This window comes from Neisseria sp. Marseille-Q1983 (assembly GCF_018224585.1).
GTDB lineage: Bacteria > Pseudomonadota > Gammaproteobacteria > Burkholderiales > Neisseriaceae > Neisseria > Neisseria polysaccharea.
This window is the reverse complement of the sequence record NZ_JAGTUI010000003.1, coordinates 17,951-39,573: the sequence shown is the minus strand read 5'-3', so window position 1 is coordinate 39,573 and position 21,623 is coordinate 17,951. Positions and strand designations below refer to the sequence as shown.

The window sequence follows — 21,623 nt, the reverse complement described above, 5'->3', positions numbered from 1 at the left end:
CACCCCGAACATCTCCCCAAACAACGCCGCGAGCCCCGGGCGTTTGCCGTTTCCCTGCAAAATCTGCGATACAATGCCGTCTGAAACCCACCGGCAGAATCCGCAATGAACACACAACCCCCCGACACGCAACGCTGGGCACTGACCCTATCTTACGACGGCAGCCGTTTTTACGGCTGGCAGAAACAGGCAGGCGGCGTACCGACCGTTCAGACGGCATTGGAAACCGCGCTTGCCCAAATCGCAGGAGAATCTGTCGCCACCACCGTTGCTGGCAGGACCGACACCGGCGTGCACGCCACCGCCCAAGTCGTCCACTTCGACACAACTGCCGTCCGTCCCCAACAGGCATGGGTGCGCGGCGTGAACGCCAACCTGCCCGAAGGCATTGCTGTTTTGCACGCCCGACAGGTCGCCCCCGAATTTCACGCCCGCTTCGACGCATACGGACGGCACTACCGCTACCTGCTCGAATCCTCCCCCGTCCGTTCCCCCCTGCTCAAAAACAGGGCAGGCTGGACACACCTCAAACTCGACATCGAACCGATGCGGCAGGCTGCCGCCTATTTGATTGGCGAACAAGACTTCTCCAGCTTCCGCGCCGCCGAATGCCAAGCAAAATCCCCCGTCAAAACCATCTACCGCGCCGACCTTACCCAAAGCGCAGGACTCGTCCGCCTCGATTTGCACGGCAACGCCTTTTTGCACCACATGGTACGCAACATCATGGGCGCGCTCGTTTATGTCGGCAGCGGCAGACTCAGCGTCGAAGGCTTCGCCGCACTGATTCAAGAACGCAGCCGCCTCAAAGCCCCACCGACCTTCATGCCCGACGGGCTTTACCTGACCGGCGTCGACTATCCCGAGGCATACGGCATCATCCGCCCCCAAATCCCCGAATGGCTTTAAAACATTCTTGTCGCGGAGATTTTGAAATCGGACAAACTGTCAGGCAATCTTTTTCAATGTTGACACTACCTCATCAAGGTAATAACATTGTTATTACATAAACTGGTAAATAGGGTACGTATATGATTCTCAACATACGCAAAATGGGAAACTCGCAAGGAGTGATTCTGCCCAAATCATTATTGGGTCAAATAGGGGCAGTGGACAGCTTGGCTGTTACAGTTGAAAAGGGCAATATTATTTTAAGCTGTCCTACCGTTCGCAGGGGATGGGCAGAAGCTGCCGCAATGCTTGTCGAAACCGAGCAGGAGCATTTTTTTTCCGAAATTGAAAACGAAGCGGATAAAGAATGGATATGGTAGTACGCGGCGGAATCTATCTGGTCTCCTTAGACCCGACCGTAGGAAGCGAAATCAAAAAGACACGTCCTTGTGTCGTAGTATCTCCTCCTGAAATACACAACTATCTCAAGACTGTGCTGATCGTTCCTATGACGAGCGGAAGCCGTCCTGCCCCGTTCCGCGTCAATGTCCGCTTTCAGGATAAAGACGGTTTGCTTTTGCCCGAACAGATTAGGGCTGTGGATAAAGCCAGATTGGTCAAACATCTTGGAAATTTAGACAACAGTACGGCTGAAAAACTGTTTGCAGTATTGCAGGAAATGTTTGCCTGATTGAATAGTCTGAATGGATTGTGTTCATTATCCTGCCGCAGGGTCGGGTTTTACACTCGCCCGCAATCTTTTCCTCTTTTCAGACGGCATTCAAAACGGAAAACCTTGCTGCCGCCATTTTTACCGGCAGGAGTCTGAACCTGTCGGTTCAGACGGCATTTTATTGTAGGGGCGGATTTCACATCCGCCCGTTCCGAAAGAAACCGTGTGTGTGCGGTTTTTGCTGTCTTTATAACCCCCGGTTTGCAATGCCCTCCAATGCCTTCCCAAGTAAGTGTTGTAAAAATGCAAATCTTAAAAATTTTAAATAACCATATGTTATAAAACAAAAAATACCCATAATATCTCTATCCGCCCTTCAAAATGCACATCGGATTCCACACAAAAACAGGCAGAAGTTTGTTTTTTCAGACAGGAACATTTATAGTTTCAGACATGAAATCGCCGAACCCCTCGGCGGTAGGTGTAAAGCCTAAGCGGATTGGAAAGTTAGGTCTGCTTAAATTTCTTAACTACGAAAAGGAATACAGCAATGAAAAAATCTCTGATTGCTCTGACTTTGGCAGCTCTGCCTGTTGCAGCGATGGCTGACGTTAGCCTGTACGGTACAGTTAAAGCAGGTGTAGAAGTTTCTCGCGTAAAAGAACACGGCGAAAAATCCAAAACTGCAACCCAAATTGCCGACTTCGGTTCTAAAATCGGTTTCAAAGGTCAAGAAGACCTCGGCAACGGCATGAAAGCCATTTGGCAGTTGGAACAAAAAGCCTCCATCGCCGGCACTGACAGCGGCTGGGGTAACCGCCAATCCTTCATCGGCTTGAAAGGCGACTTCGGTACCGTCCGCGCCGGTAATCTGAACACCGTATTGAAAGACAGCGGCGACAATGTCAATGCTTGGGAATCTGGTTCTAACACCGAAGATGTACTGCAACTGGGTACTATCGGTCGTGTAGAAAGCCGTAAAATCTCCGTACGCTACGACTCTCCCGTATTTGCAGGCTTCAGCGGCAGCGTACAATACGTTCCGCGCGACAATGCGAATGATGAGGATAAATACAAACATGTGAAGTCCAGCCGTGAGTCTTACCACGCCGGTCTGAAATACGAAAATGCCGGTTTCTTCGGTCAATACGCAGGCTCTTTTGCCAAATATGCTGATTTGGACAATAATGCAAAAGTTGTTAAAGTAGGTACGGAAAATCCTGTTAAGGATTACCAAGTACACCGCGTAGTTGCCGGTTACGATGCCAATGACCTGTACGTTTCTGTTGCCGGTCAGTATGAAGCTGCTAAAAACAACGAGGTTGGTTCTCCCACTATTGGTAAAAAACACGAGCAAACTCAAGTTGCCGCTACTGCCGCTTACCGTTTTGGCAACGTAACGCCTCGCGTTTCTTACGCTCACGGCTTCAAAGCTAAAGTGAATGGTGAGAAAGTAGCGGATAATAAATACCAATACGACCAAGTTATTGTTGGTGCCGACTACGACTTCTCCAAACGCACTTCCGCTCTGGTTTCTGCCGGTTGGTTGAAACAAGGCAAAGGCGCGGAAAAAGTCGAAAAAACTGCCAGCATGGTTGGTCTGCGTCACAAATTCTAATCTGAAAAGATTGGTATCAACAAAAAGCCTGTCGTCAGACAGGCTTTTTTATTTGAAATGATTCGTTTGCTATTTAATACGGCAGCCTTCATTTTCACGAGAGTGGGCATTTATCGGGAAAGCAGAAACTTCTCCGCCGTCATTCCCGCGCAGGCGAGAATCTAGGATGCGGAATCTCAAGAAACCGTTATACCCGATAAGTTTCCGCACTGACAGACCTAGATTCCCGCCTGCGCGGGAATGACGAATCCATCCGCACGGAAACCTGCACCACGTCATTCCCACAAACCTACATTCCGTCATTCCCACGAAAGTGGGAATCCAGAACGTAAAATCTTAAGAAACCGTTTTATCCGATAAGTTTCCGCACCGACAGACCTAGATTCCCGCCTGCGCGGGAATGACGAGTTTCAAGATGACGGTGTTATCGGGAATGACGGTTCGGGTATTTTCTTACGCCCGCCCTGCGCCTGTAAACGGTAAGTGCATCAAAAATGCCGTCTGAAAGGTTTTCAGACGGCATTTGTTCATGGGCCGCGCCCGGGCGGTTTTGGCAAAATCAGTCGGCAACAGCCATCAGACTGGCGTTGCCGCCGGCGGCTGTGGTGTTGACGCTGCAAGAGATTTCTTCAAACACTTGCAGGATATCCAAGCCTTGTTCGGACGGGAGGATGCGGATGAGTGCGCCGTCGTGGGCGGCAAGTTCCTGTTTGCGTGCGCTGTCCAAAGGCGACAGGGCAGCAACGTGGCTGATGCCGGCGGTTTCGGGTTTGCCGTTGACCAGCAGCAGACCTTCCAAGTCGGCAGTGTAGGAAGCCAGCGGGCTGTCGGGTTCGACCACTGCCTGTACGCCGGAGGCGGCAAGTTCGGTCAGTGCGGCAAAGGCTTGAACCGTGCTGCCGCCGTGTATCCAAACGCGTTTTGGCGCGTGCCATGAGATGCTGTTGCGCTCGCCGGTCGGGCCGGTAAGGACGGTTTCGGCACGGCGCAGGGTGCGGATGCGGGCGTGTCCCAAAGCGGCCGCTGCGGCTTTTTTCTCTTCGGCGTTGAACGGCAGTTTGTGAACCAGTGCTTCGAGGCGTTTGAGCGCGGCTTCGTCTGCCTGTCCGATTTGGCTCAGGGTCGGGGCAACCCATTCAGGGATGCGGGTCAGTTTTTGCAGGTAGAACGAACCGCCTGCTTTGGGACCTGTGCCGGACAGACCGTGTCCGCCGAAGGGCTGTACGCCGACGACTGCGCCGACGATGTTGCGGTTGACGTAAACGTTGCCGGCTTCGATGCGGCTGCGGATGTGGCGTACCGTGCCTTCGATGCGGCTGTGTACGCCGTGGGTCAGGGCGTAGCCTTTGCTGTTGATTTGGTCGATGACGCTGTCGAGTTCGTCGGCACGGTAGCGGACGACGTGCAGGACGGGACCGAAGACTTCGCGTTGCAGTTCGTTGAGGTTATTCAATTCAAACAGGATGGGGCGAACGAACGTGGATTTTTCGGAATCGACATCGGCGGCGGTTTTGACTTCGTGGTAAGACTTGGCAACGCCTTTCATTTTGTTGATGTGGTTCAACAGGTTTTGCTGCGCTTCGGCATCGATGACGGGGCCGACATCGGTGGTGAGCTGAATCGGTTTGCCGACGACGAGTTCGTCCATCGCGCCTTTGATCATGTCGAGCATACGGTCGGCAACGTCTTCTTGGACGCACAAGATACGCAGGGCGGAGCAGCGTTGTCCCGCGCTGTCGAAGGCGGAGTTCAATACGTCGGCGCAGACTTGTTCGGCAAGTGCGGTGGAATCGACAATCATGGCGTTTTGTCCGCCGGTTTCGGCAATCAGGACGGGATTGTCGTTGCGTTTGGCAAGGGCTTTGTTGATCAGGCGCGCCACTTCGGTCGAGCCGGTGAAAATTACGCCGCCGATGCGGGCATCGTTGGTCAATGCCGCACCCACGTCGCCTGCGCCGAGGACGAGTTGCAGGGAGGAAGTCGGGATGCCGGCTTCGTGCATGAGGGAAACGGCATAACCGGCAATCAGGCTGGTTTGTTCGGCGGGTTTGGCGATAACGGTGTTGCCTGCCGCCAATGCGGACACGACTTCGCCGGTAAAGATGGCGAGCGGGAAGTTCCACGGGCTGATGGCGACAATCGCGCCGACGGCTTTTGCGTCTTGAGGCAGGGTGTGTTCGGCTTCGTTTGCGTAGTAGCGGCAGAAATCGACGGCTTCGCGCACTTCGGCAATGGCGTTGTTCAGCGTTTTGCCCGCTTCGCGCACGGCAAGCATCATCAGCGCGGGGGTGTGCTGTTCGAGCAGGTCGGCGAAACGGCGCAGGCAGGCGGCGCGTTCGGCGGCAGGTGTCGCACTCCATTCGGGGAACGCGGCAACGGCTGCGCCAACCGCTTCTTGGGCAAGCGCGGCATCGGCAAAGCTGACCGTACCGACAACATCGCCGTGGTCGGCAGGGTTTTTAATCGGTTGCGCTTCGCCGACATCGCGGGCTTTGCCGTTGACGATGGATGCGGCATGGAAGTCTTGCGCGGCGGCTTTGTTCATCTGTTCTTGAAGCTGCTGCAATACGTTTTCGTTGCTCAAGTCCACGCCTTGCGAGTTCAGACGGCATTTGCCGTACAAATCGCGCGGCAGCGGCAGGGCGTTGTGCAGGTGGATGCCTTGTTCGGCGATGGTGTCGAACGGGCTCTTAATCAGGCGGTCGATACTGATGTTTTCATCAACGATTTGGTTGACGAAAGACGAGTTCGCGCCGTTTTCCAACAGGCGGCGCACCAAGTAGGCGAGCAGGGTTTCGTGCGTACCGACCGGGGCGTACACGCGCACGCGGCGGCCTAAGTTTTGCGGGCCGACGACTTGGTCGTACAGGGTTTCGCCCATACCGTGCAGGCATTGGTGTTCAAAGTCTTTGCCTTTGCCCATTTGGTAAATCGCGCCCAAAGTGTAGGCGTTGTGCGTGGCAAATTGCGGGAATACCGCGTCTTGCGCGGAAAGCAGTTTGCGCGCGCAGGCGAGGTAGGAGATGTCGGTGTGGACTTTGCGGGTGTAGGTCGGATAGCCGTTCAAGCCGTCCACTTGCGCCCATTTGATTTCGCTGTCCCAATACGCGCCTTTGACGAGGCGGATCATCAGTTTTTGGTTGTTGCGGCGGGCAAGGTCGATCAGGTAGTCGATAACGAACGGACAACGTTTTTGGTAGGCTTGAACAACGAAACCGATACCTTTGTAGCCGGCCAAGTCAGGGTCTGAAACCAAAGCTTCCATCAAGTCCAAAGACAATTCGAGACGGTTGGCTTCTTCGGCGTCGATGTTGATACCGATATCGTATTTTTTACCTAAAAGGAACAATTCTTTCAGGCGGGGTAAGAGTTCACTCATCACGCGTCCGTGTTGGGCGCGCGAGTAGCGAGGGTGGATGGCGGAGAGTTTGACGGAAATACCGTTGCCTTCGTAAACGCCTTGTCCTGCCGCATCTTTGCCGATGGCGTGGATGGCTTCGACATAGTCGCGGTAGTAGCGGTCGGCATCGGCTTGGGTGTAGGCGGCTTCGCCCAACATATCGAAGGAGAAGCGGTAGCCCATTTTTTCGCGTTCTTTGCCGTTTTGCAGGGCTTCTTCAATGGTCTGTCCGGTGACGAACTGTTTGCCCAGAAGCCGCATGGCGTAATTTACGCCTTGGCGGATGAGCGGTGCGCCGCCTTTGCTGATCAGGCGGCTGAGTGCGGAACTCATTTGTTTGTCGTTCGTGGCGGTCAGTTTGCCGGTAATCAGCAGGCCCCAGGCGGCGGCGTTGACGAAGAGGGAAGGGCTGTTGTTCAAATGGCTTTTCCAGTTGCCGTCTGAAATCTTGTCGGCAATCAGGCGGTCGCGCGTGGCGTTGTCGGGGATACGCAGCAGGGCTTCTGCCAGACACATCAGCGCGATGCCTTCTTCGCTGGAGAGTGAAAACTCGTGCATCAGCGCATCCACGCCGCCGGCTTTGGTGCGGCCGGCGCGGACTTGGGTAACCAAACGGCGGGCAAGCTCGGAGGCGGCGTTGCGCTCTTCGTCACTCATCTGTGCACGTTGCAACATATCCTGTACGGCTTCGATTTCATTACGGCGGTAGGCATCGGTTATCGCTTGGCGCAGGGCAGTTTGTGCCGGAAATGCAAAATGAAACATTTTTTGGATTCTCCAAAGTTTTTCGGGGGGTTCAGACGGCATCGGTGCGGCCTGAATACGGTAATATCGTAATAAATCCGCAGATGAAATACAAGGCTTCAAATGCGGGTAGGTTTGGTGCTTCCGTTTCTTTGAAAATGAAACGGGTAAAACACAAATAAGGCCTGTATGCAGGCAAGGTTTATTTGTGTTTGACCCGGAAACGGGTTCAGACGGCACGAACCGGGATGCCGTGCCGTCTGAAAGGGGTTTATCGGGCGGCGCGGTAGTCTGCGTCGGCTTTTTCAAAACGTTCTTGGGTTTCTCGGGAAGGTTCTTTGTTGAACAGGGAAACCAACACGGCAATGATTAAGCAGACAATAAAGCCCGGCACGATTTCGTACATCGTCAACAAGCCGCTTTCGCCTGCCGCTTGAGCCGGTTTTTTCACCCATTCCGCCCACACGACAACGGTTAACGCGCCTGCAACCATACCCGACAACGCGCCGTAGGCAGTGATGCGTTTCCACAATACGGACAGAATCACAATCGGGCCGAACGCCGCGCCGAAACCTGCCCACGCATAAGACACCAGTCCCAATACTTTGCTGTTCGGATCGGAAGCAATCAGGATGGAAATCACGGCAATCGCCAAGACCATCAGGCGGCCGACCCATACCAATTCCGACTGTTGCGCGTTTTTACGCAAAAAGCCTTTGTAGAAGTCTTCGGTAATCGCGCTGGAGCAAACCAAAAGCTGGCAGGACAGGGTGGACATCACCGCCGCCAAAATCGCGCTCAAAATAATGCCGGCAATCCAAGGGTTGAACAGCAGGGTGGAAAGCGCGATGAAGATGCGTTCGTGGTTGCCGCTCATAGAAGAAACTTTGTCGGGATTTGCACCGAAATACGCAATGCCGAAATAACCGACCGCTACCGCGCCCGCAAGGCACAACGCCATCCAAGTCATACCGATGCGGCGTGCGGATACCAGCGATTTCGCGCTTTCGGCGGCCATAAAGCGCGCCAAAATGTGCGGCTGTCCGAAATAGCCCAAGCCCCAGGCGGCGGTGGAAATGATGCCGATGACGGTCGTACCGGCAAACAGGCTGCCGTATTCCTTACCCGTGCCTGCGGCGACGCTTTGAATCGCGGCAGACATCTGTTCCGCGCCGCCCAAGCCCAGATAGACCATTACCGGCGTTAAAATCAGGGCGAAAATCATCAAAGAAGCCTGCAGCGTATCCGTCCAGCTGACCGCCAAGAAACCGCCCAAGAAGGTATAGGCGATGGTCGCGCCCGCGCCCAGCCACATTGCCTGATTGTAAGTCATACCTTCAAACAGGCTTTGGAACAGGGTTGCGCCCGCAACAATGCCCGAGGCGCAATAAATCGTGAAGAAAAATAAGATAATCAGTGCGGAAACCACTTTCATCAAGTGTCCGCCCGCACCGAAGCGGTGGAAGAAATAATCCGGCAGCGTCAGCGCATTGTTGGCATATTCGGTATGCACGCGCAGGCGGCCCGCCACCAAAAGCCAGTTGAAATACGCGCCGACCAAGAGGCCGATGGCAATCCAGGCTTCGTTTAAACCGCTCAAATAAATCGCGCCCGGCAGACCCATCAAAAGCCAGCCCGACATATCGGACGCGCCGGCCGACATCGCCGTAACAAACGGGCCCAGGCTGCGGCCACCCAAAATGTAATCGTCGAAATTGCGCGTAGAAAAATAGGCGGCAAGCCCGATGAGAAGGACTGCAACCAGATAGATTGCAAAAGTGATGTACATGGGATTCATGTGCTATTCCTCGTCTAAAACTTCAGAATTACAGGCTTTGAAATTGCAAGCAACTTGCGCCTGAAATGTTTTTCTAATAAAAGTACAACGGAAAATCCGGACATCTGAAAGGGGATTCGGATAAATTATCTTCAATCACAATAAGATATGTAATGAAACTATATGAAATTGTAAATAATTTGATTCAGCATAACCCAATTTCTGTTGTTTGCAAAGCACTTATGGCTCAAAAATCCGGGTTTGAAACGATGCGCGGCGGAAAAATCATTTAAAACAGCATATTGTTTTGTAGTGTCTTGTAACCGGGCGTTGCGCGGAATATGAAATCCGTTTTCAGGCGGCAGGTGTCTTGAAGTGTAATTTAGCAACCGCAAAGGGAGTGCGCGGTATGTTTTGCCGATTATCCGCCGCCCGTTTTCAGACGGCATTTTTCCTTATACAATAGCCGCTTGAATTTGATATGTTCAGGAAGGATACAGATTATGTTCGGCAAGCAGCTTTTTGAAGAAGTCGGCTCGAAAATCAGCGAAACCATCGCCAACAGCCCTGCCAAAGATGTGGAAAAAAATATTAAGGCGATGCTGGGCGGCGCGTTCAACCGTATGGATTTGGTTACGCGCGAAGAATTCGACATCCAGCAGCAGGTTTTAATCAAAACCCGTACCAAACTGGCGGCTTTGGAAGCGCGTTTGGCGAAACTCGAAGCCGCGCAAAATCCCGAACGGGCAGCATTGGAAGCGGCTGAAGCCGATGCCGAAGAAGCTGTCGCCGAAACCGCCCCGCAAGCCGCAGCCGGCGAATAAGGCCGTCTGAAATATGTCGCTTGCCTTGGTTTACAGCCGCGCCTTGAGCGGTATGAATGCGCCGTTGGTCGAAGTGGAAGCCCACCTTGCCAACGGCCTGCCGCATTTCAACATCGTCGGACTGCCCGATACGGAAGTAAAGGAAAGCCGCGACCGCGTCCGTGCCGCCATCATCCAAAGCGGCTTCGAGTTTCCCGCCAAAAAAATCACCGTCAACCTCGCCCCCGCCGACCTGCCCAAAGAGTCGGGGCGTTTCGACCTGCCGATTGCAATCGGCATCCTTGCCGCATCGGGGCAGGTTGCGCCCGAAAAGCTGGCAGAATACGAGTTTGCGGGGGAATTGGCACTGTCGGGGCTGTTGCGCCCCGTGCGCGGCGCGTTGGCAATGGCGTGGCAGGGTATGCAGGCAAAACGTGCATTTGTTTTGCCTGAAGAAAACGCAGGACAAGCCGCCGTGATGCGCGGCATTACCGTTTACGGCGCGCGCTCTTTGGGCGAAGTCGCCGCCCATTTGAACGGCATCGAACCTTTGGCGCAAACCGAATGCCAAGTTCCTCAAATGCCGTCTGAACATGGCGGACAACCTGATTTGTGTGATGTGAAAGGTCAGCACACTGCCCGCCTTGCTTTGGAAATCGCTGCCGCAGGCGGACACAGCCTTTTGATGATGGGTCCGCCGGGAACGGGCAAGTCTATGCTCTCCCAACGGCTGCCCGGCATCCTGCCGCCGCTGACCGAAGACGAATTGGTCGAAGTGTGGGCATTGCGTTCGCTCCTGCCCAACCACCAACAACAACTCGACAGCAACCGTCCTTTCCGCAGTCCGCACCACAGCGCCAGCGCGGCGGCTATGGTCGGCGGCGGTTCGGATCCGCGTCCGGGCGAGATTTCATTGGCACATCACGGCGTTTTGTTTTTGGACGAATTGCCCGAGTTCGACCGCAAAGTTTTGGAAGTGTTGCGCGAACCTTTGGAAAACGGTGAAATCCACATTTCCCGCGCGGCGCGCCAAGCCGTCTATCCCGCCAAATTCCAGCTTGTCGCCGCCATGAACCCCTGCCCGTGCGGTTATCTCGGGCATCCCGTCAAACCCTGCCGCTGCACGCCCGAAAGTGTCGCGCGTTACCGCAGCAAGATTTCCGGCCCGCTGCTTGACCGCATCGATTTGACCATCGAAGTCCCCAGCCTGTCCGCCGCCGAACTGATGCAGCAGGAAGCAGGGGAAAGCAGTGCAAACGTTTTGGAACGCGTCATCGCCGCCCGTGACAAACAATACGCACGGCAGGGCAAAGTGAATGCCGCCTTGAGCGTCAGCGAACTCGACACGTCCGCCCGCATCCAAAAAGAAGCGCAGGAAGCCTTGGGCGGACTGTTGGAAAAACTCTCCCTCTCCGCCCGCAGTTTCCACCGCATTATGCGCGTGGCGCGTACGCTGGCGGATCTGTCGGGCGACGAAGAAGTCGGCAGAAGCCATGTTTTGAAAGCCATAGGTTTCCGCCGCGCTTTATGACTTTATAAAAGGCATCGGGGCGGGTTTTGCCCAAATATGGCAATATTGTTAGAATATCCGTCCGCACGCAAACGGCGTTAATGCCGTCTGAAATACATTAAGGTATGTTTATGAACAAATTTTCCCAATCCGGAAAAGGTCTGTCCGGTTTTTTCTTCGGTTTGATACTGGCGACGGTCATTATTGCCGGTATTTTGTTTTATCTGAACCAGAGCGGTCAAAATGCGTTCAAAATCCCGATTCCGTCGAAGCAGCCTGCAGAAACGGAAATCCTGAAACCGAAAAACCAGCCTAAGGAAGACATCCAACCTGAACCGGCCGATCAAAACGCCTTGTCCGAACTGGATGCTGCGAAAGAGGCAGAGCAGTCGGATGCGGAAAAAGCTGCCGACAAGCAGCCCGTTGCCGACAAAGCCGACGAGGTTGAGGAAAAGGCGGGCGAGTCGGAGCGGGAAAAGTCGGACGGACAGGCAGTGCGCAAGAAAGCACTGACGGAAGAGCGTGAACAAACCGTTGGGGAAAAAGCGCAGAAGAAAGATGCCGAAACGGTTAAAAAACAAGCGGTAAAACCGTCTAAAGAAACAGAGAAAAAAGCTTCAAAAGAAGAGAAAAAGGCGGAAAAGGAAAAAGTTGCACCCAAACCGACCCCGGAACAAATCCTCAACAGCGGCAGCATCGAAAAAGCGCGCAGTGCCGCCGCCAAAGAAGGGCAGAAGCCGAACACGCCCGCCAAGGCGGAAGCAACGCATTATCTGCAAATGGGCGCGTATGCCGACCGTCAGAGCGCGGAAGGGCAGCGTGCCAGACTGGCAATTTTGGGCGTGCCTTCCAAAGTGGTCGGCTATCAGGCGGGACATAAAACGCTTTACCGGGTGCAAAGCGGCAATATGTCTGCCGATGCGGTGAAAAAAATGCAGGACGATTTGAAAAAGCACGGGGTTGCCAGCCTGATCCGTGCTATTGAAGGCAAATAATTATGAAGCTCAAACATCTGTTGCCGCTGTTGCTGTCGGCAGTGTTGTCCGCACAGGCATATGCCCTGACGGAGGGGGAAGACTATATTGTTTTGGATAAGCATGTCCCGCAGCAACAATCGGGAAAAATCGAAGTTTTGGAATTTTTCGGCTATTTTTGCGTACATTGCCATCATTTCGACCCCTTGTTATTGAAGCTGGGCAAGGCATTGCCGTCTGATGCCTATTTGAGGACGGAACACGTGGTTTGGCGGCCTGAAATGCTCGGATTGGCCAGAATGGCGGCCGCCGTCAATTTGTCAGGTTTGAAATATCAGGCAAACCCTGCCGTGTTTAAAGCAGTTTACGAACAAAAAATCCGCTTGGAAAACAGGTCGGTTGCCGGAAAATGGGCTTTGTCTCAAAAAGGCTTTGACGGCAAAAAACTGATGCGCGCCTACGACTCTCCTGCGGCAGCGGCTGCTGCATCAAAAATGCAGCAATTGACGGAACAGTACCGCATCGACAGTACGCCGACCGTTGTCGTCGGCGGAAAATACCGCGTTATCTTCAATAATGGCTTTGACGGCGGTGTTCATACGATTAAAGAATTGGTTGCCAAAGTCAGGGAAGAACGCAAGCGTCAGACCCCTGCTGTACAGAAATAGCCGAACTCCCGTATCCGAAAGAAGCGCAAGCAATGGATTTTCTGATTGTCCTGAAAGCCCTGATGATGGGCTTGGTAGAAGGTTTTACCGAATTTTTACCGATTTCCAGCACCGGACATTTGATTGTGTTCGGCAATCTGATTGATTTTCACAGCAATCACAAGGTTTTTGAAATTACCATCCAGCTCGGTGCGGTTTTGGCGGTAGTGTTTGAATACCGGCAGCGTTTCAGCAATGTGTTGCATGGCGTGGGAAAAGACCGGAAAGCCAACCGCTTCGTCCTCAATCTTGCCATTGCTTTTATACCGGCTGCCGTGATGGGGCTGTTGTTCGGCAAACAAATCAAAGAGTATCTGTTTAACCCCTTGAGTGTTGCAGTCATGCTGGTTTTGGGCGGTTTTTTTATTTTGTGGGTGGAGAAACGCCAAAGCCGAGCAGAGCCTAAAATTGTCGATGTTGATGCATTGCGTCCGATTGATGCGTTGATGATCGGCGTTGCCCAAGTGTTTGCACTGGTTCCAGGTACGTCCCGTTCGGGCAGTACGATTATGGGCGGGATGCTTTGGGGAATCGAGCGGAAAACGGCAACGGAGTTTTCATTTTTCTTGGCCGTTCCGATGATGGTTGCAGCAACGGCTTATGATGTCCTGAAGCATTACCGGTTTTTCACCCTGTATGATGTCGGTTTGATTCTGATAGGCTTTATTGCCGCTTTTGTTTCCGGTTTAGTAGCGGTCAAAGCACTGCTGAAGTTTGTTTCCAAAAAAAACTATATCCCGTTTGCCTATTACCGTATTGTTTTTGGTATTGCCATCATTATATTGTGGCTGTCAGGCTGGATAAGTTGGGAATAAAGTCATGTATCCGGTTTGAGAATATATTTTCGGGTCGGATTTATGTCGGACGGCAGAGAGATGATGTTAGATTAATCAGTACCCTGATTTGTTTCAGAGTTTAAAAGAAAATACTTTCTATTGCACTAACTAATCAATGTTACCGCAGTTGCATCGTTACAGCGGCTTTGAACTGGAGAAGCCGCCTCGAAATGGCTTTGATGGGCATTTAAACGCAATATGCCGGAGAGAATCATGGAATTTATCCAACTGATCCAACTGCTTGCGAACAGGTTGACAGTAAACCGCAAATGGCATGCCTACCTGTACTGCCTGCCGTTTACCGCCTATTGGGTATCGGCGGACAAAGAGATTGTCCGAACGCTCGTTATGGGAGACGGGTTTTTTGTTTTGATACTTTGTACGGCATTATTCGGTATGTGGTTCTTCTGCCGCCGGCAGCGGTGGTTGTGGGTTCTCCCCTATCTCTGCATATTCAAGATTTTATTGTCCCTTATCTAGCCTGTACCGCCCCGCCTCGGGGCGGTTTTTTACTGCCTCCGGCAAACATCTGCCGAAATAAGTTTTAAACCCGATTAAAAGCCGTTTCAGACGGCATTTGCCACAATAACCTCATCCAATTAAGCCTGTTTGCCGGTTTATCAAGGATTGAAAATAAAAGGCTGTGTTTTAATATTCCGTTGATGTAGCTCTAATTAGCCGTACAAATGCCATGTTATTTAATGGGGTCGATTTCTGCACAAACGGAAATACGGCTTTCCCTTGCAAAGGGATGGAATCGGGCGGGTATTCAAACACAGCCGAAATAAAAAACAAAATAAAAAAGCACATACCTTTTATGGTGTGTGCTTTTTTATTTGGTGGAGGTAAGCGGGATCGAACCGCTGACCTCTTGCATGCCATGCAAGCGCTCTACCAACTGAGCTATACCCCCAAAATATGGTGGCGAATCAGGGATTCGAACCCCGGACACAAGGATTATGATTCCTCTGCTCTAACCGACTGAGCTAATTCGCCGTTTCGTGAAGTCGCTATTATATGTTTTTTTGTTTTTTTGACAAGCCGTATTTTCTAATTTTAAATTAGTGCACTGTTTTTAAATATTAAAAATTTTATGCCGTCTGAAAATGGTTAAGACGGCATGAGGATTAGAGTTTGTGGCAGATGTCGCCAAAACAAAATCCTGTCCAATCGATATTGATATTTTTACCGAATGCGATGACTTTAAACAACTCTCCCATTTCATGTTGGTTGATTAGTTTTTGAACAGCGGCGGCTTCACGGATATAGGCTGCCGAATCCGTTTTCCCCGTCTGTGCCAATAGCTCGGTAATGCCCAGGTTCAATAAGAAATGGGATTGGGGAAGGTAACCTATCAAATCTAATCCGGCATCCGTCCCTGCTTGTGCAATGTCGGTAAAGTTGACATGTGCGGTCAGATCGGCCAATCCGATGAAGTCAAAAGGATTGTGGATAACGTGATGTCGGTAGTGTCCGATCAGAGTACCTTGATTGCGTTGAGGGTGGTAATACTGCGCTGCATCAAAACCGTAGTCGATGAATATCATACAGCCGTGTTCGAGTCTTGAGGCAAGGGTGCGGATAAAGGCATATTGTTGCGGATGTAGTTCGCTGGTATAGGGGGAAGTTATTTTTGGGAAGTAGAGGGAAGCCAAGGCAGATAGCTGCAAGTCGTGCAGCGGTCGTGCCGAATAGGTAAAACGGTCATTATCTAGGCAAACGCCGACATGCTCGAATGAGCCGCCTTCATCTTTACGGATGATTTCGACAGGCATGGCATCGAGTACTTCGTTACCGATGATGATGCCGTCAAATGTTTCCGGAAGTGCAGATAAGTGGACAATTTTTTGGGCAGCTTGAGGTGCGAGGGTCTGAATCAGGTCTTTCTGGCGAGCAGCCAGCTCCGGCGATACTTCAATAATATAGTAACGGTTAATGCCGTCTGAAAGGTTGTTTAACAAATCGGCGGCGAGTTGACCGGTCCCTGCACCGAATTCATAGATATTGCCTGCGGTTTGGGGTAGGAGTTCTTGAAGTTGGCGCGCCAGTGTTCGGGCGAACAGGGGGGTAAGGGTCGGGGCGGTAATAAAATCCCCGTCGTTACCGATTTTATGGCTGCCTCCGGTGTAATAGCCGTATTGCGGGGCGTATAAAACCAGCTCCATAAAACGTGAAAATGGAATCCAATTTCTATGCTTTTTGATTTCTTCGGCAAGGAGGGTTTGAAGGTTGGCTGAGGATTGTTGCGCGGCAGGGGAGGGTAGGGGGAGGGTCATGATAAGTGTTATCTTTTGTAAATTTATTGAATTTCCGTACATGGTACACGTTGGTACGGTTACTGTCATGGTTTTATTTTAATACTATATATTGTAGTTAATTTATTAAATTTCTATTATATAGTAATTTATTTCTTTGGTTACTCTATACTGTGTATAACTTCCTGTTATTGGTGTTTTTTTATCTTATTGTTTTAAAAGGAGTTTAAAATTTCAGATATGTTAATGAAGTTTTCTGTCTTGATTTGACCGAGTGTTTAAAATTTCTTATAGTGTCGATTAGTGGGAGAATGTGGGTCAAAGTGTCTTCTTTGCCCTTATTTAATTTTAACTTCAACTTGGGACATCTATGTTCGGCGGCGCACATGAATTGAGTATCGACAGTAAAGGGCGGTTGGCGGTTCCTGCCAAATTCCGCGATATTCTGTCGCGCCTCTATACGCCTGCCGTGGTAGTAACGCTTGAGTCGAAGCATAAGCTGTTGATGTATCCTGTTGCAGAGTGGGAAAAGGTCGCGGCGCAACTTTTGAACTTAAAAGTGGCGGATAACCCTGTTTTACGACGGTTTCAAAATCTTCTGCTGCATAACGCGGAAATTTTGGAATGGGATAGTGCCGGTCGGGTATTGGTTCCTGCTGGGCTGAGGAAGAGGGTGGTTTTTGACCGTGAAGTTGTTCTGGTTGGGCGGGCCAACCGTTTGGAGCTTTGGGGTCGTGAGCAGTGGGAGGCCGAAATGGTTCAGGCTTTGGATGACGATCCTGACGAACTTGCCTTCCAGTTGAGTCAGACGGATTTGCAATTGTGAGTGGAGCAGAAAGTTACCGGCATATCACGGTCTTGCTGAATGAGGCGGTAGATGCGCTTGCCGTGCGCGAAGACGGTGTCTATGTGGACGGTACGTTCGGCAGGGGAGGGCATTCCCGGCTGATTTTGTCGCGTTTGGGCGATGCGGGGCGGTTGATTGTTTTCGACAAAGACCCGCAGGCGATTGCTGTGGCAGAAGAGCTGGCGCGTTCGGACAAACGGGTCGGTGTCGTGCATGGCGGTTTTGCTTCGTTTCAGACGGCATTGGACGGTTTGGGTATCGGCAAGGTGGACGGTGCGTTGTTTGATTTGGGGATTTCGTCTCCGCAAATCGATGACGGCAGCCGCGGTTTCAGCTTCCGTTTCGATGCCCCTTTGGATATGCGTATGGATACGACGCGCGGTATGTCTGCCGCAGAGTGGATAGCGGTTGCGTCGGAACAGGATTTGCACGAGGTAATCAAGAATTATGGTGAAGAGCGGTTTAGCCGCCAGATTGCGCGCGCCATTGTTGCGCAACGGGCGGAAAGTCCAATCGATACAACCCGCAAGCTGGCGCAGATCGTGGCACAAAACGTCCGTACTCGTGAGCGGGGGCAAGATCCTGCAACACGTACTTTCCAGGCGGTCCGCATCTTTATTAACCGCGAGCTTGAAGAAGTAGGGGCAGTATTGCCGCAGGTCATGTGTCGTCTGAAACAGGGCGGACGTTTGGCGGTCATTGCTTTCCATTCGTTGGAAGACCGCATTGTGAAGCAGTTTGTCAAAAAATATTCGCAACACGCGCCCCTACCGCGCTGGGCGGCGGTCAGGGAAGCGGATTTGCCCGAGCCGCCCCTGAAAATCGTGGGCAGGGCATTAAAGCCGGGTGAGGCGGAAATTGCCGCCAATCCGAGGGCGAGAAGTGCGGTTTTGCGTGTGGCGGAGCGGACTGCCGGTCCGATACCGGAACAATAACAGAGAAAAACGTCTGAACGGCAATGAACAAATTGAATTTCCTTCTGCTGCTTGCGGTGTGTGTTTCCGCTTTTTCCGTTGTGATGCAGCAAAACCAGTACAGGCTCAACTTCACAGCTTTGGACAAGGCGAAAAAACAGGAAATCGCCTTGGAGCAGGATTATGCGCAAATGAGGCTGCAACAGGCGCGTTTGGCGAACCACGAAGCGATCAGGGCGGCGGCAGAAAAACAAAACCTCCATCCGCCGGTTTCGGGCAATACCTTTATGGTGGAACATCAAAGATAGAAGCAGCCTGTGTGCCGGAATCGGATTCCTGCGTCAGGATAATAATAACGAGAAGTAAAAATGTTGATTAAGAGCGAATATAAGCCCCGGATGCTGCCCAAAGAAGAGCAGGTCAAAAAGCCGATGACCAGTAACGGACGGATCAGCTTCGTCCTGATGGCAATGGCGGTCTTGTTTGCCGGTTTGATTGCCCGCGGACTGTATCTGCAGACGGTAACGTATGAATTTTTGAAAGAACAGGGCGACAACCGGATTGTGCGGACTCAAACATTGCCGGCTACACGCGGTACGGTTTCGGACCGGAACGGTGCGGTTTTGGCGTTGAGCGCGCCGACGGAGTCCCTGTTTGCCGTGCCTAAAGATATGAAGGAAATGCCGTCTGCCGCACAATTGGAACGCCTGTCCGAGCTTGTCGATGTGCCGGTTGATGTTTTGAGGAACAAGCTCGAACAGAAAGGCAAGTCGTTTATCTGGATCAAGCGGCAGCTCGATCCCAAGGTTGCCGAAGAGGTCAAAGCCTTGGGTTTGGAAAACTTTGTATTTGAAAAAGAATTAAAACGCCATTACCCGATGGGCAACCTGTTTGCACACGTCATCGGATTTACCGATATTGACGGCAAAGGTCAGGAAGGTTTGGAACTTTCGCTTGAAGACAGCCTGCATGGCGAAGACGGCGCGGAAGTCGTATTGCGGGATCGGGAAGGCAATATTGTGGACAGTTTGGATTCTCCGCGTAATAAAGCCCCGCAAAACGGCAAAGACATTATTCTTTCTCTGGATCAGAGGATTCAGACTTTGGCTTATGAAGAGTTGAATAAGGCAGTCGAATACCATCAGGCAAAAGCCGGAACGGTGGTGGTGTTGGATGCCCGTACTGGGGAAATCCTCGCATTGGTCAATACGCCTGCCTATGAGCCCAACAAACCCGGTCAGGCAGACAGCGAACAGAGGCGCAACCGCGCCGTAACCGATATGATTGAACCCGGTTCTGCCATGAAGCCGTTTACCATTGCCAAAGCATTGGATTCAGGCAAAGTGGATGCAACCGATACGTTCAATACCCTGCCTTACAAAATCGGTCCGGCTACCGTACAAGATACCCATGTTTATCCTACTTTGGATGTGCGCGGCATTATGCAAAAATCTTCCAACGTCGGTACCAGTAAACTTTCTGCCATGTTTACGCCTAAAGAAATGTACGATTTCTATCACGATTTAGGTGTGGGCGTGCGTATGCATTCAGGCTTTCCCGGCGAGACTGCAGGTTTGTTGAGAAGCTGGCGCAGATGGCAAAAAATCGAACAGGCAACCATGTCTTTCGGTTATGGCCTGCAATTAAGCTTATTGCAATTGGCGCGTGCCTATACTGTCTTGACCCATGACGGTGAATTGTTGCCGGTCAGCTTTGAAAAACAAGCGGTTGCACCTAAAGGCAAGCGTGTTATCAAAGCCTCTACTGCGAAAAAAGTGCGCGAGTTGATGGTTTCCGTTACTGAACCCGGCGGTACGGGTACGGCGGGTGCGGTAGATGGTTTCGACGTCGGCGCAAAAACCGGTACGGCGCGTAAGTTGGTCAACGGGCGTTACGTCGATAACAAACACGTTGCCACTTTCATCGGTTTTGCACCTGCCAAAAATCCCCGTGTGATTGTGGCGGTAACCATCGACGAACCGACTGCAAACGGTTACTACGGCGGCGTAGTGACAGGGCCGCCCTTCAAAAAAATTATGGGTGGTAGCCTGAACATCTTGGGCGTTTCTCCGACCAAGCCCCTGACCGCCGCAGCCGTCAAAACACCGTCTTAATCCAAGTATCAACGAGATTGTTTTATGTTCAGCAAGTTAACCCCTTTGGCTGAAACCGGCATTCCGCCCCTGTCGTGTGCAAACGCGGCAGGGCGTTTGTTGCATTCAGACAGCCGCCAAATCAAACAAGGCGATATTTTCGTTGCCTGTCTGGGCGAATATGCCGACGGTCGCAGTTATATCCCCGCCGCCGTTGCCAACGGCGCGGCTTTTGTTTTTTGGGACGACGACGGCAAATTTGCGTGGAATCCGGAATGGAAAGTCCCCAATCAAGGCATCAAAGATTTGAAACACCGCGCCGGCATATTGGCGGCACAGGTTTACGGCAACGTTTCAGACGGCCTCAAAGTCTGGGGCGTAACCGGTACCAACGGCAAAACCTCCATTACGCAATGGCTGGCGCAGGCCGCCGATTTGTTGGGCGAAAAAACCGCCATTATCGGCACGGTCGGCAACGGCTTTTGGGGCGCGTTGGAAGAAACCACGCACACCACCCCCGCCCCCGTCGATGTCCAAACCCTGCTCTACCGTTTCCGTCAACAAGGCGCAACCGCCGCCGCGATGGAAGTCTCCAGCCACGGTCTTGACCAGTCGCGCGTCAACGGTGTGCCGTTTCGCAGCGCAATCTTTACCAACCTCACCCGAGACCACCTCGACTACCACGGCACGATGGAAGCCTACGGTGCCATCAAGTCGCGCCTGTTTTACTGGCATGGCTTGAAACACGCCGTCATCAACGTAGATGATGAATACGGCGCGGAACTCGTATGCCGTCTGAAAAAAGACTGTCCCGATTTAGCCGTTTACAGTTACGGCTTCAGCGAGCAAGCCGATATCCGCATTACCGATTTCACCGCTTCTTCAGACGGCATAGCAGCCGTATTCCAAACCCCGTGGGGCGAAGGTCGTTGCCGCACCCGCCTGCTCGGACGGTTCAACGCGCAAAACCTCGCCGCCTGCATCGCCTTGCTTTGTGCCAACGGTTATCCGCTGGATAAAGTATTGGATGTGCTGGCAACAATCCGTCCCGCTTCAGGGCGCATGGACTGCATCATGAACAGCGGCAAGCCCTTGGTCGTCGTCGATTACGCCCACACGCCCGACGCATTGGAAAAAGCACTCTCCACCTTGCAGGAAATCAAACCGCAGGGCGCGGCTTTGTGGTGCGTATTCGGCTGCGGCGGTAACCGCGACCGAGGCAAACGCCCACTGATGGGTGCGGCAGCCGTACAGGGTGCGGATAAAGTTGTCGTCACCAGCGACAACCCGCGTTTGGAAAATCCGCACGACATCATCAACGACATCCTGCCTGCCGTTCCCGCGCCCGAATGCGTCGAAGCCGACCGCGCCGCCGCCATCCGTTATGCAGTCGAACGCGCCGCTGCAAACGACATCATTCTGATTGCCGGCAAAGGACACGAAAACTATCAGGATGTACAAGGCGTGAAGCACCATTTCTCTGATTTTGAAGTTGCAGAAAAAGCATTGGCGGGGCGGGGCTAAAATAGGCGGTACAAAGTTTTCAGACGACCTGACCGGCAAGAGGCCGTCTGAAACATT

The 21,623-nt window shown here is 52.2% G+C and carries 19 protein-coding genes and 2 tRNA genes; 15 read left to right on the top strand and 6 right to left on the bottom strand.

The window, feature by feature from the left end:
- Positions 1–105 precede the first annotated feature (105 nt).
- From truA to porB, 4 genes are all read left to right on the top strand, one after another.
- The gene (gene truA, locus KEM39_RS01300; protein ID WP_211709495.1) at positions 106–909 is read left to right on the top strand and encodes a tRNA pseudouridine(38-40) synthase TruA; all 804 of its coding nucleotides are present in this window, start codon (positions 106–108) and stop codon (positions 907–909) included.
- Between the two features lie 122 nt (positions 910–1,031).
- Positions 1,032–1,271 (top strand): hypothetical protein, encoded by a 240-nt coding sequence (locus tag KEM39_RS01295; RefSeq protein WP_002218169.1) that lies wholly within the window; start codon positions 1,032–1,034, stop codon positions 1,269–1,271.
- Complete coding sequence (locus KEM39_RS01290; RefSeq protein ID WP_002234378.1) at positions 1,259–1,582, top strand: type II toxin-antitoxin system PemK/MazF family toxin; 324 nt, start codon at positions 1,259–1,261, stop codon at positions 1,580–1,582. The genes KEM39_RS01295 and KEM39_RS01290 overlap by 13 nt, the downstream gene beginning before the upstream one ends.
- Positions 1,583–2,114: 532 nt before the next feature.
- A complete protein-coding gene (porB, locus tag KEM39_RS01285; protein ID WP_211709494.1) occupies positions 2,115–3,182 on the top strand; it encodes a trimeric porin PorB in 1,068 nt (355 codons plus the stop codon).
- 559 nt (positions 3,183–3,741) lie between these two features.
- On the opposite strand, the gene putA is transcribed toward porB, so the two are convergent.
- From putA to KEM39_RS01270, 3 genes are all read right to left on the bottom strand, one after another.
- The gene (gene putA / locus KEM39_RS01280; RefSeq protein ID WP_118997676.1) at positions 3,742–7,347 is read right to left on the bottom strand and encodes a bifunctional proline dehydrogenase/L-glutamate gamma-semialdehyde dehydrogenase PutA; all 3,606 of its coding nucleotides are present in this window, start codon (positions 7,345–7,347) and stop codon (positions 3,742–3,744) included.
- A gap of 250 nt (positions 7,348–7,597) precedes the next feature.
- On the bottom strand, positions 7,598–9,124 hold the full coding sequence (putP, locus tag KEM39_RS01275; RefSeq protein ID WP_002222020.1) for a sodium/proline symporter PutP: 1,527 nt from the start codon (positions 9,122–9,124) through the stop codon (positions 7,598–7,600).
- Between the two features lie 158 nt (positions 9,125–9,282).
- Positions 9,283–9,552, bottom strand: coding sequence for a hypothetical protein (locus tag KEM39_RS01270; RefSeq protein WP_249182556.1), 270 nt, complete (start codon positions 9,550–9,552; stop codon positions 9,283–9,285).
- 54 nt (positions 9,553–9,606) lie between these two features.
- Here KEM39_RS01270 and KEM39_RS01265 point away from each other — a divergent pair, with 54 nt between their 5' ends.
- From KEM39_RS01265 to KEM39_RS01240, 6 genes are all read left to right on the top strand, one after another.
- A complete protein-coding gene (locus tag KEM39_RS01265) occupies positions 9,607–9,927 on the top strand; it encodes an accessory factor UbiK family protein (protein WP_115119588.1) in 321 nt (106 codons plus the stop codon).
- 13 nt (positions 9,928–9,940) lie between these two features.
- On the top strand, positions 9,941–11,437 hold the full coding sequence (locus KEM39_RS01260; protein WP_211709493.1) for a YifB family Mg chelatase-like AAA ATPase: 1,497 nt from the start codon (positions 9,941–9,943) through the stop codon (positions 11,435–11,437).
- A gap of 110 nt (positions 11,438–11,547) precedes the next feature.
- On the top strand, positions 11,548–12,411 hold the full coding sequence (ftsN, locus tag KEM39_RS01255) for a cell division protein FtsN (protein ID WP_192886329.1): 864 nt from the start codon (positions 11,548–11,550) through the stop codon (positions 12,409–12,411).
- Between the two features lie 2 nt (positions 12,412–12,413).
- Complete coding sequence (locus KEM39_RS01250) at positions 12,414–13,058, top strand: thiol:disulfide interchange protein DsbA/DsbL (RefSeq protein WP_118997666.1); 645 nt, start codon at positions 12,414–12,416, stop codon at positions 13,056–13,058.
- 32 nt (positions 13,059–13,090) lie between these two features.
- The gene (locus KEM39_RS01245; protein WP_118997665.1) at positions 13,091–13,912 is read left to right on the top strand and encodes an undecaprenyl-diphosphate phosphatase; all 822 of its coding nucleotides are present in this window, start codon (positions 13,091–13,093) and stop codon (positions 13,910–13,912) included.
- Positions 13,913–14,146: 234 nt separating this feature from the next.
- On the top strand, positions 14,147–14,413 hold the full coding sequence (locus tag KEM39_RS01240) for a hypothetical protein (RefSeq protein WP_118997675.1): 267 nt from the start codon (positions 14,147–14,149) through the stop codon (positions 14,411–14,413).
- Between the two features lie 357 nt (positions 14,414–14,770).
- On the opposite strand, the gene KEM39_RS01235 is transcribed toward KEM39_RS01240, so the two are convergent.
- The 3 genes from KEM39_RS01235 to KEM39_RS01225 form a co-directional block, all read right to left on the bottom strand.
- Positions 14,771–14,846, bottom strand: a tRNA-Ala gene (locus tag KEM39_RS01235).
- Positions 14,847–14,852: 6 nt separating this feature from the next.
- Positions 14,853–14,929, bottom strand: a tRNA-Met gene (locus KEM39_RS01230).
- 131 nt (positions 14,930–15,060) lie between these two features.
- Positions 15,061–16,209 (bottom strand): class I SAM-dependent methyltransferase, encoded by a 1,149-nt coding sequence (locus tag KEM39_RS01225; protein WP_211709492.1) that lies wholly within the window; start codon positions 16,207–16,209, stop codon positions 15,061–15,063.
- A 349-nt stretch (positions 16,210–16,558) separates the two neighbouring features.
- On the opposite strand from KEM39_RS01225, the gene mraZ reads away from it, so the two are divergent.
- Genes mraZ through KEM39_RS01200 form a run of 5 tightly spaced genes read left to right on the top strand, consistent with a single transcriptional unit; the run spans position 16,559 to position 21,566 of the window.
- Positions 16,559–17,014, top strand: a complete 456-nt coding sequence (gene mraZ, locus KEM39_RS01220; protein WP_211709491.1) for a division/cell wall cluster transcriptional repressor MraZ — start codon at positions 16,559–16,561, stop codon at positions 17,012–17,014.
- A complete protein-coding gene (rsmH, locus tag KEM39_RS01215; RefSeq protein ID WP_118997663.1) occupies positions 17,011–17,970 on the top strand; it encodes a 16S rRNA (cytosine(1402)-N(4))-methyltransferase RsmH in 960 nt (319 codons plus the stop codon). The genes mraZ and rsmH overlap by 4 nt, the downstream gene beginning before the upstream one ends.
- Positions 17,971–17,993: 23 nt before the next feature.
- Entirely contained in the window at positions 17,994–18,257 is a 264-nt protein-coding gene (gene ftsL, locus KEM39_RS01210; protein WP_002220363.1) for a cell division protein FtsL, read from the top strand.
- A gap of 60 nt (positions 18,258–18,317) precedes the next feature.
- Positions 18,318–20,063, top strand: coding sequence for a peptidoglycan D,D-transpeptidase FtsI family protein (locus tag KEM39_RS01205; RefSeq protein ID WP_211709490.1), 1,746 nt, complete (start codon positions 18,318–18,320; stop codon positions 20,061–20,063).
- A 24-nt stretch (positions 20,064–20,087) separates the two neighbouring features.
- On the top strand, positions 20,088–21,566 hold the full coding sequence (locus KEM39_RS01200; protein WP_211709489.1) for a UDP-N-acetylmuramoyl-L-alanyl-D-glutamate--2,6-diaminopimelate ligase: 1,479 nt from the start codon (positions 20,088–20,090) through the stop codon (positions 21,564–21,566).
- The last annotated feature ends 57 nt before the right edge of the window (positions 21,567–21,623 follow it).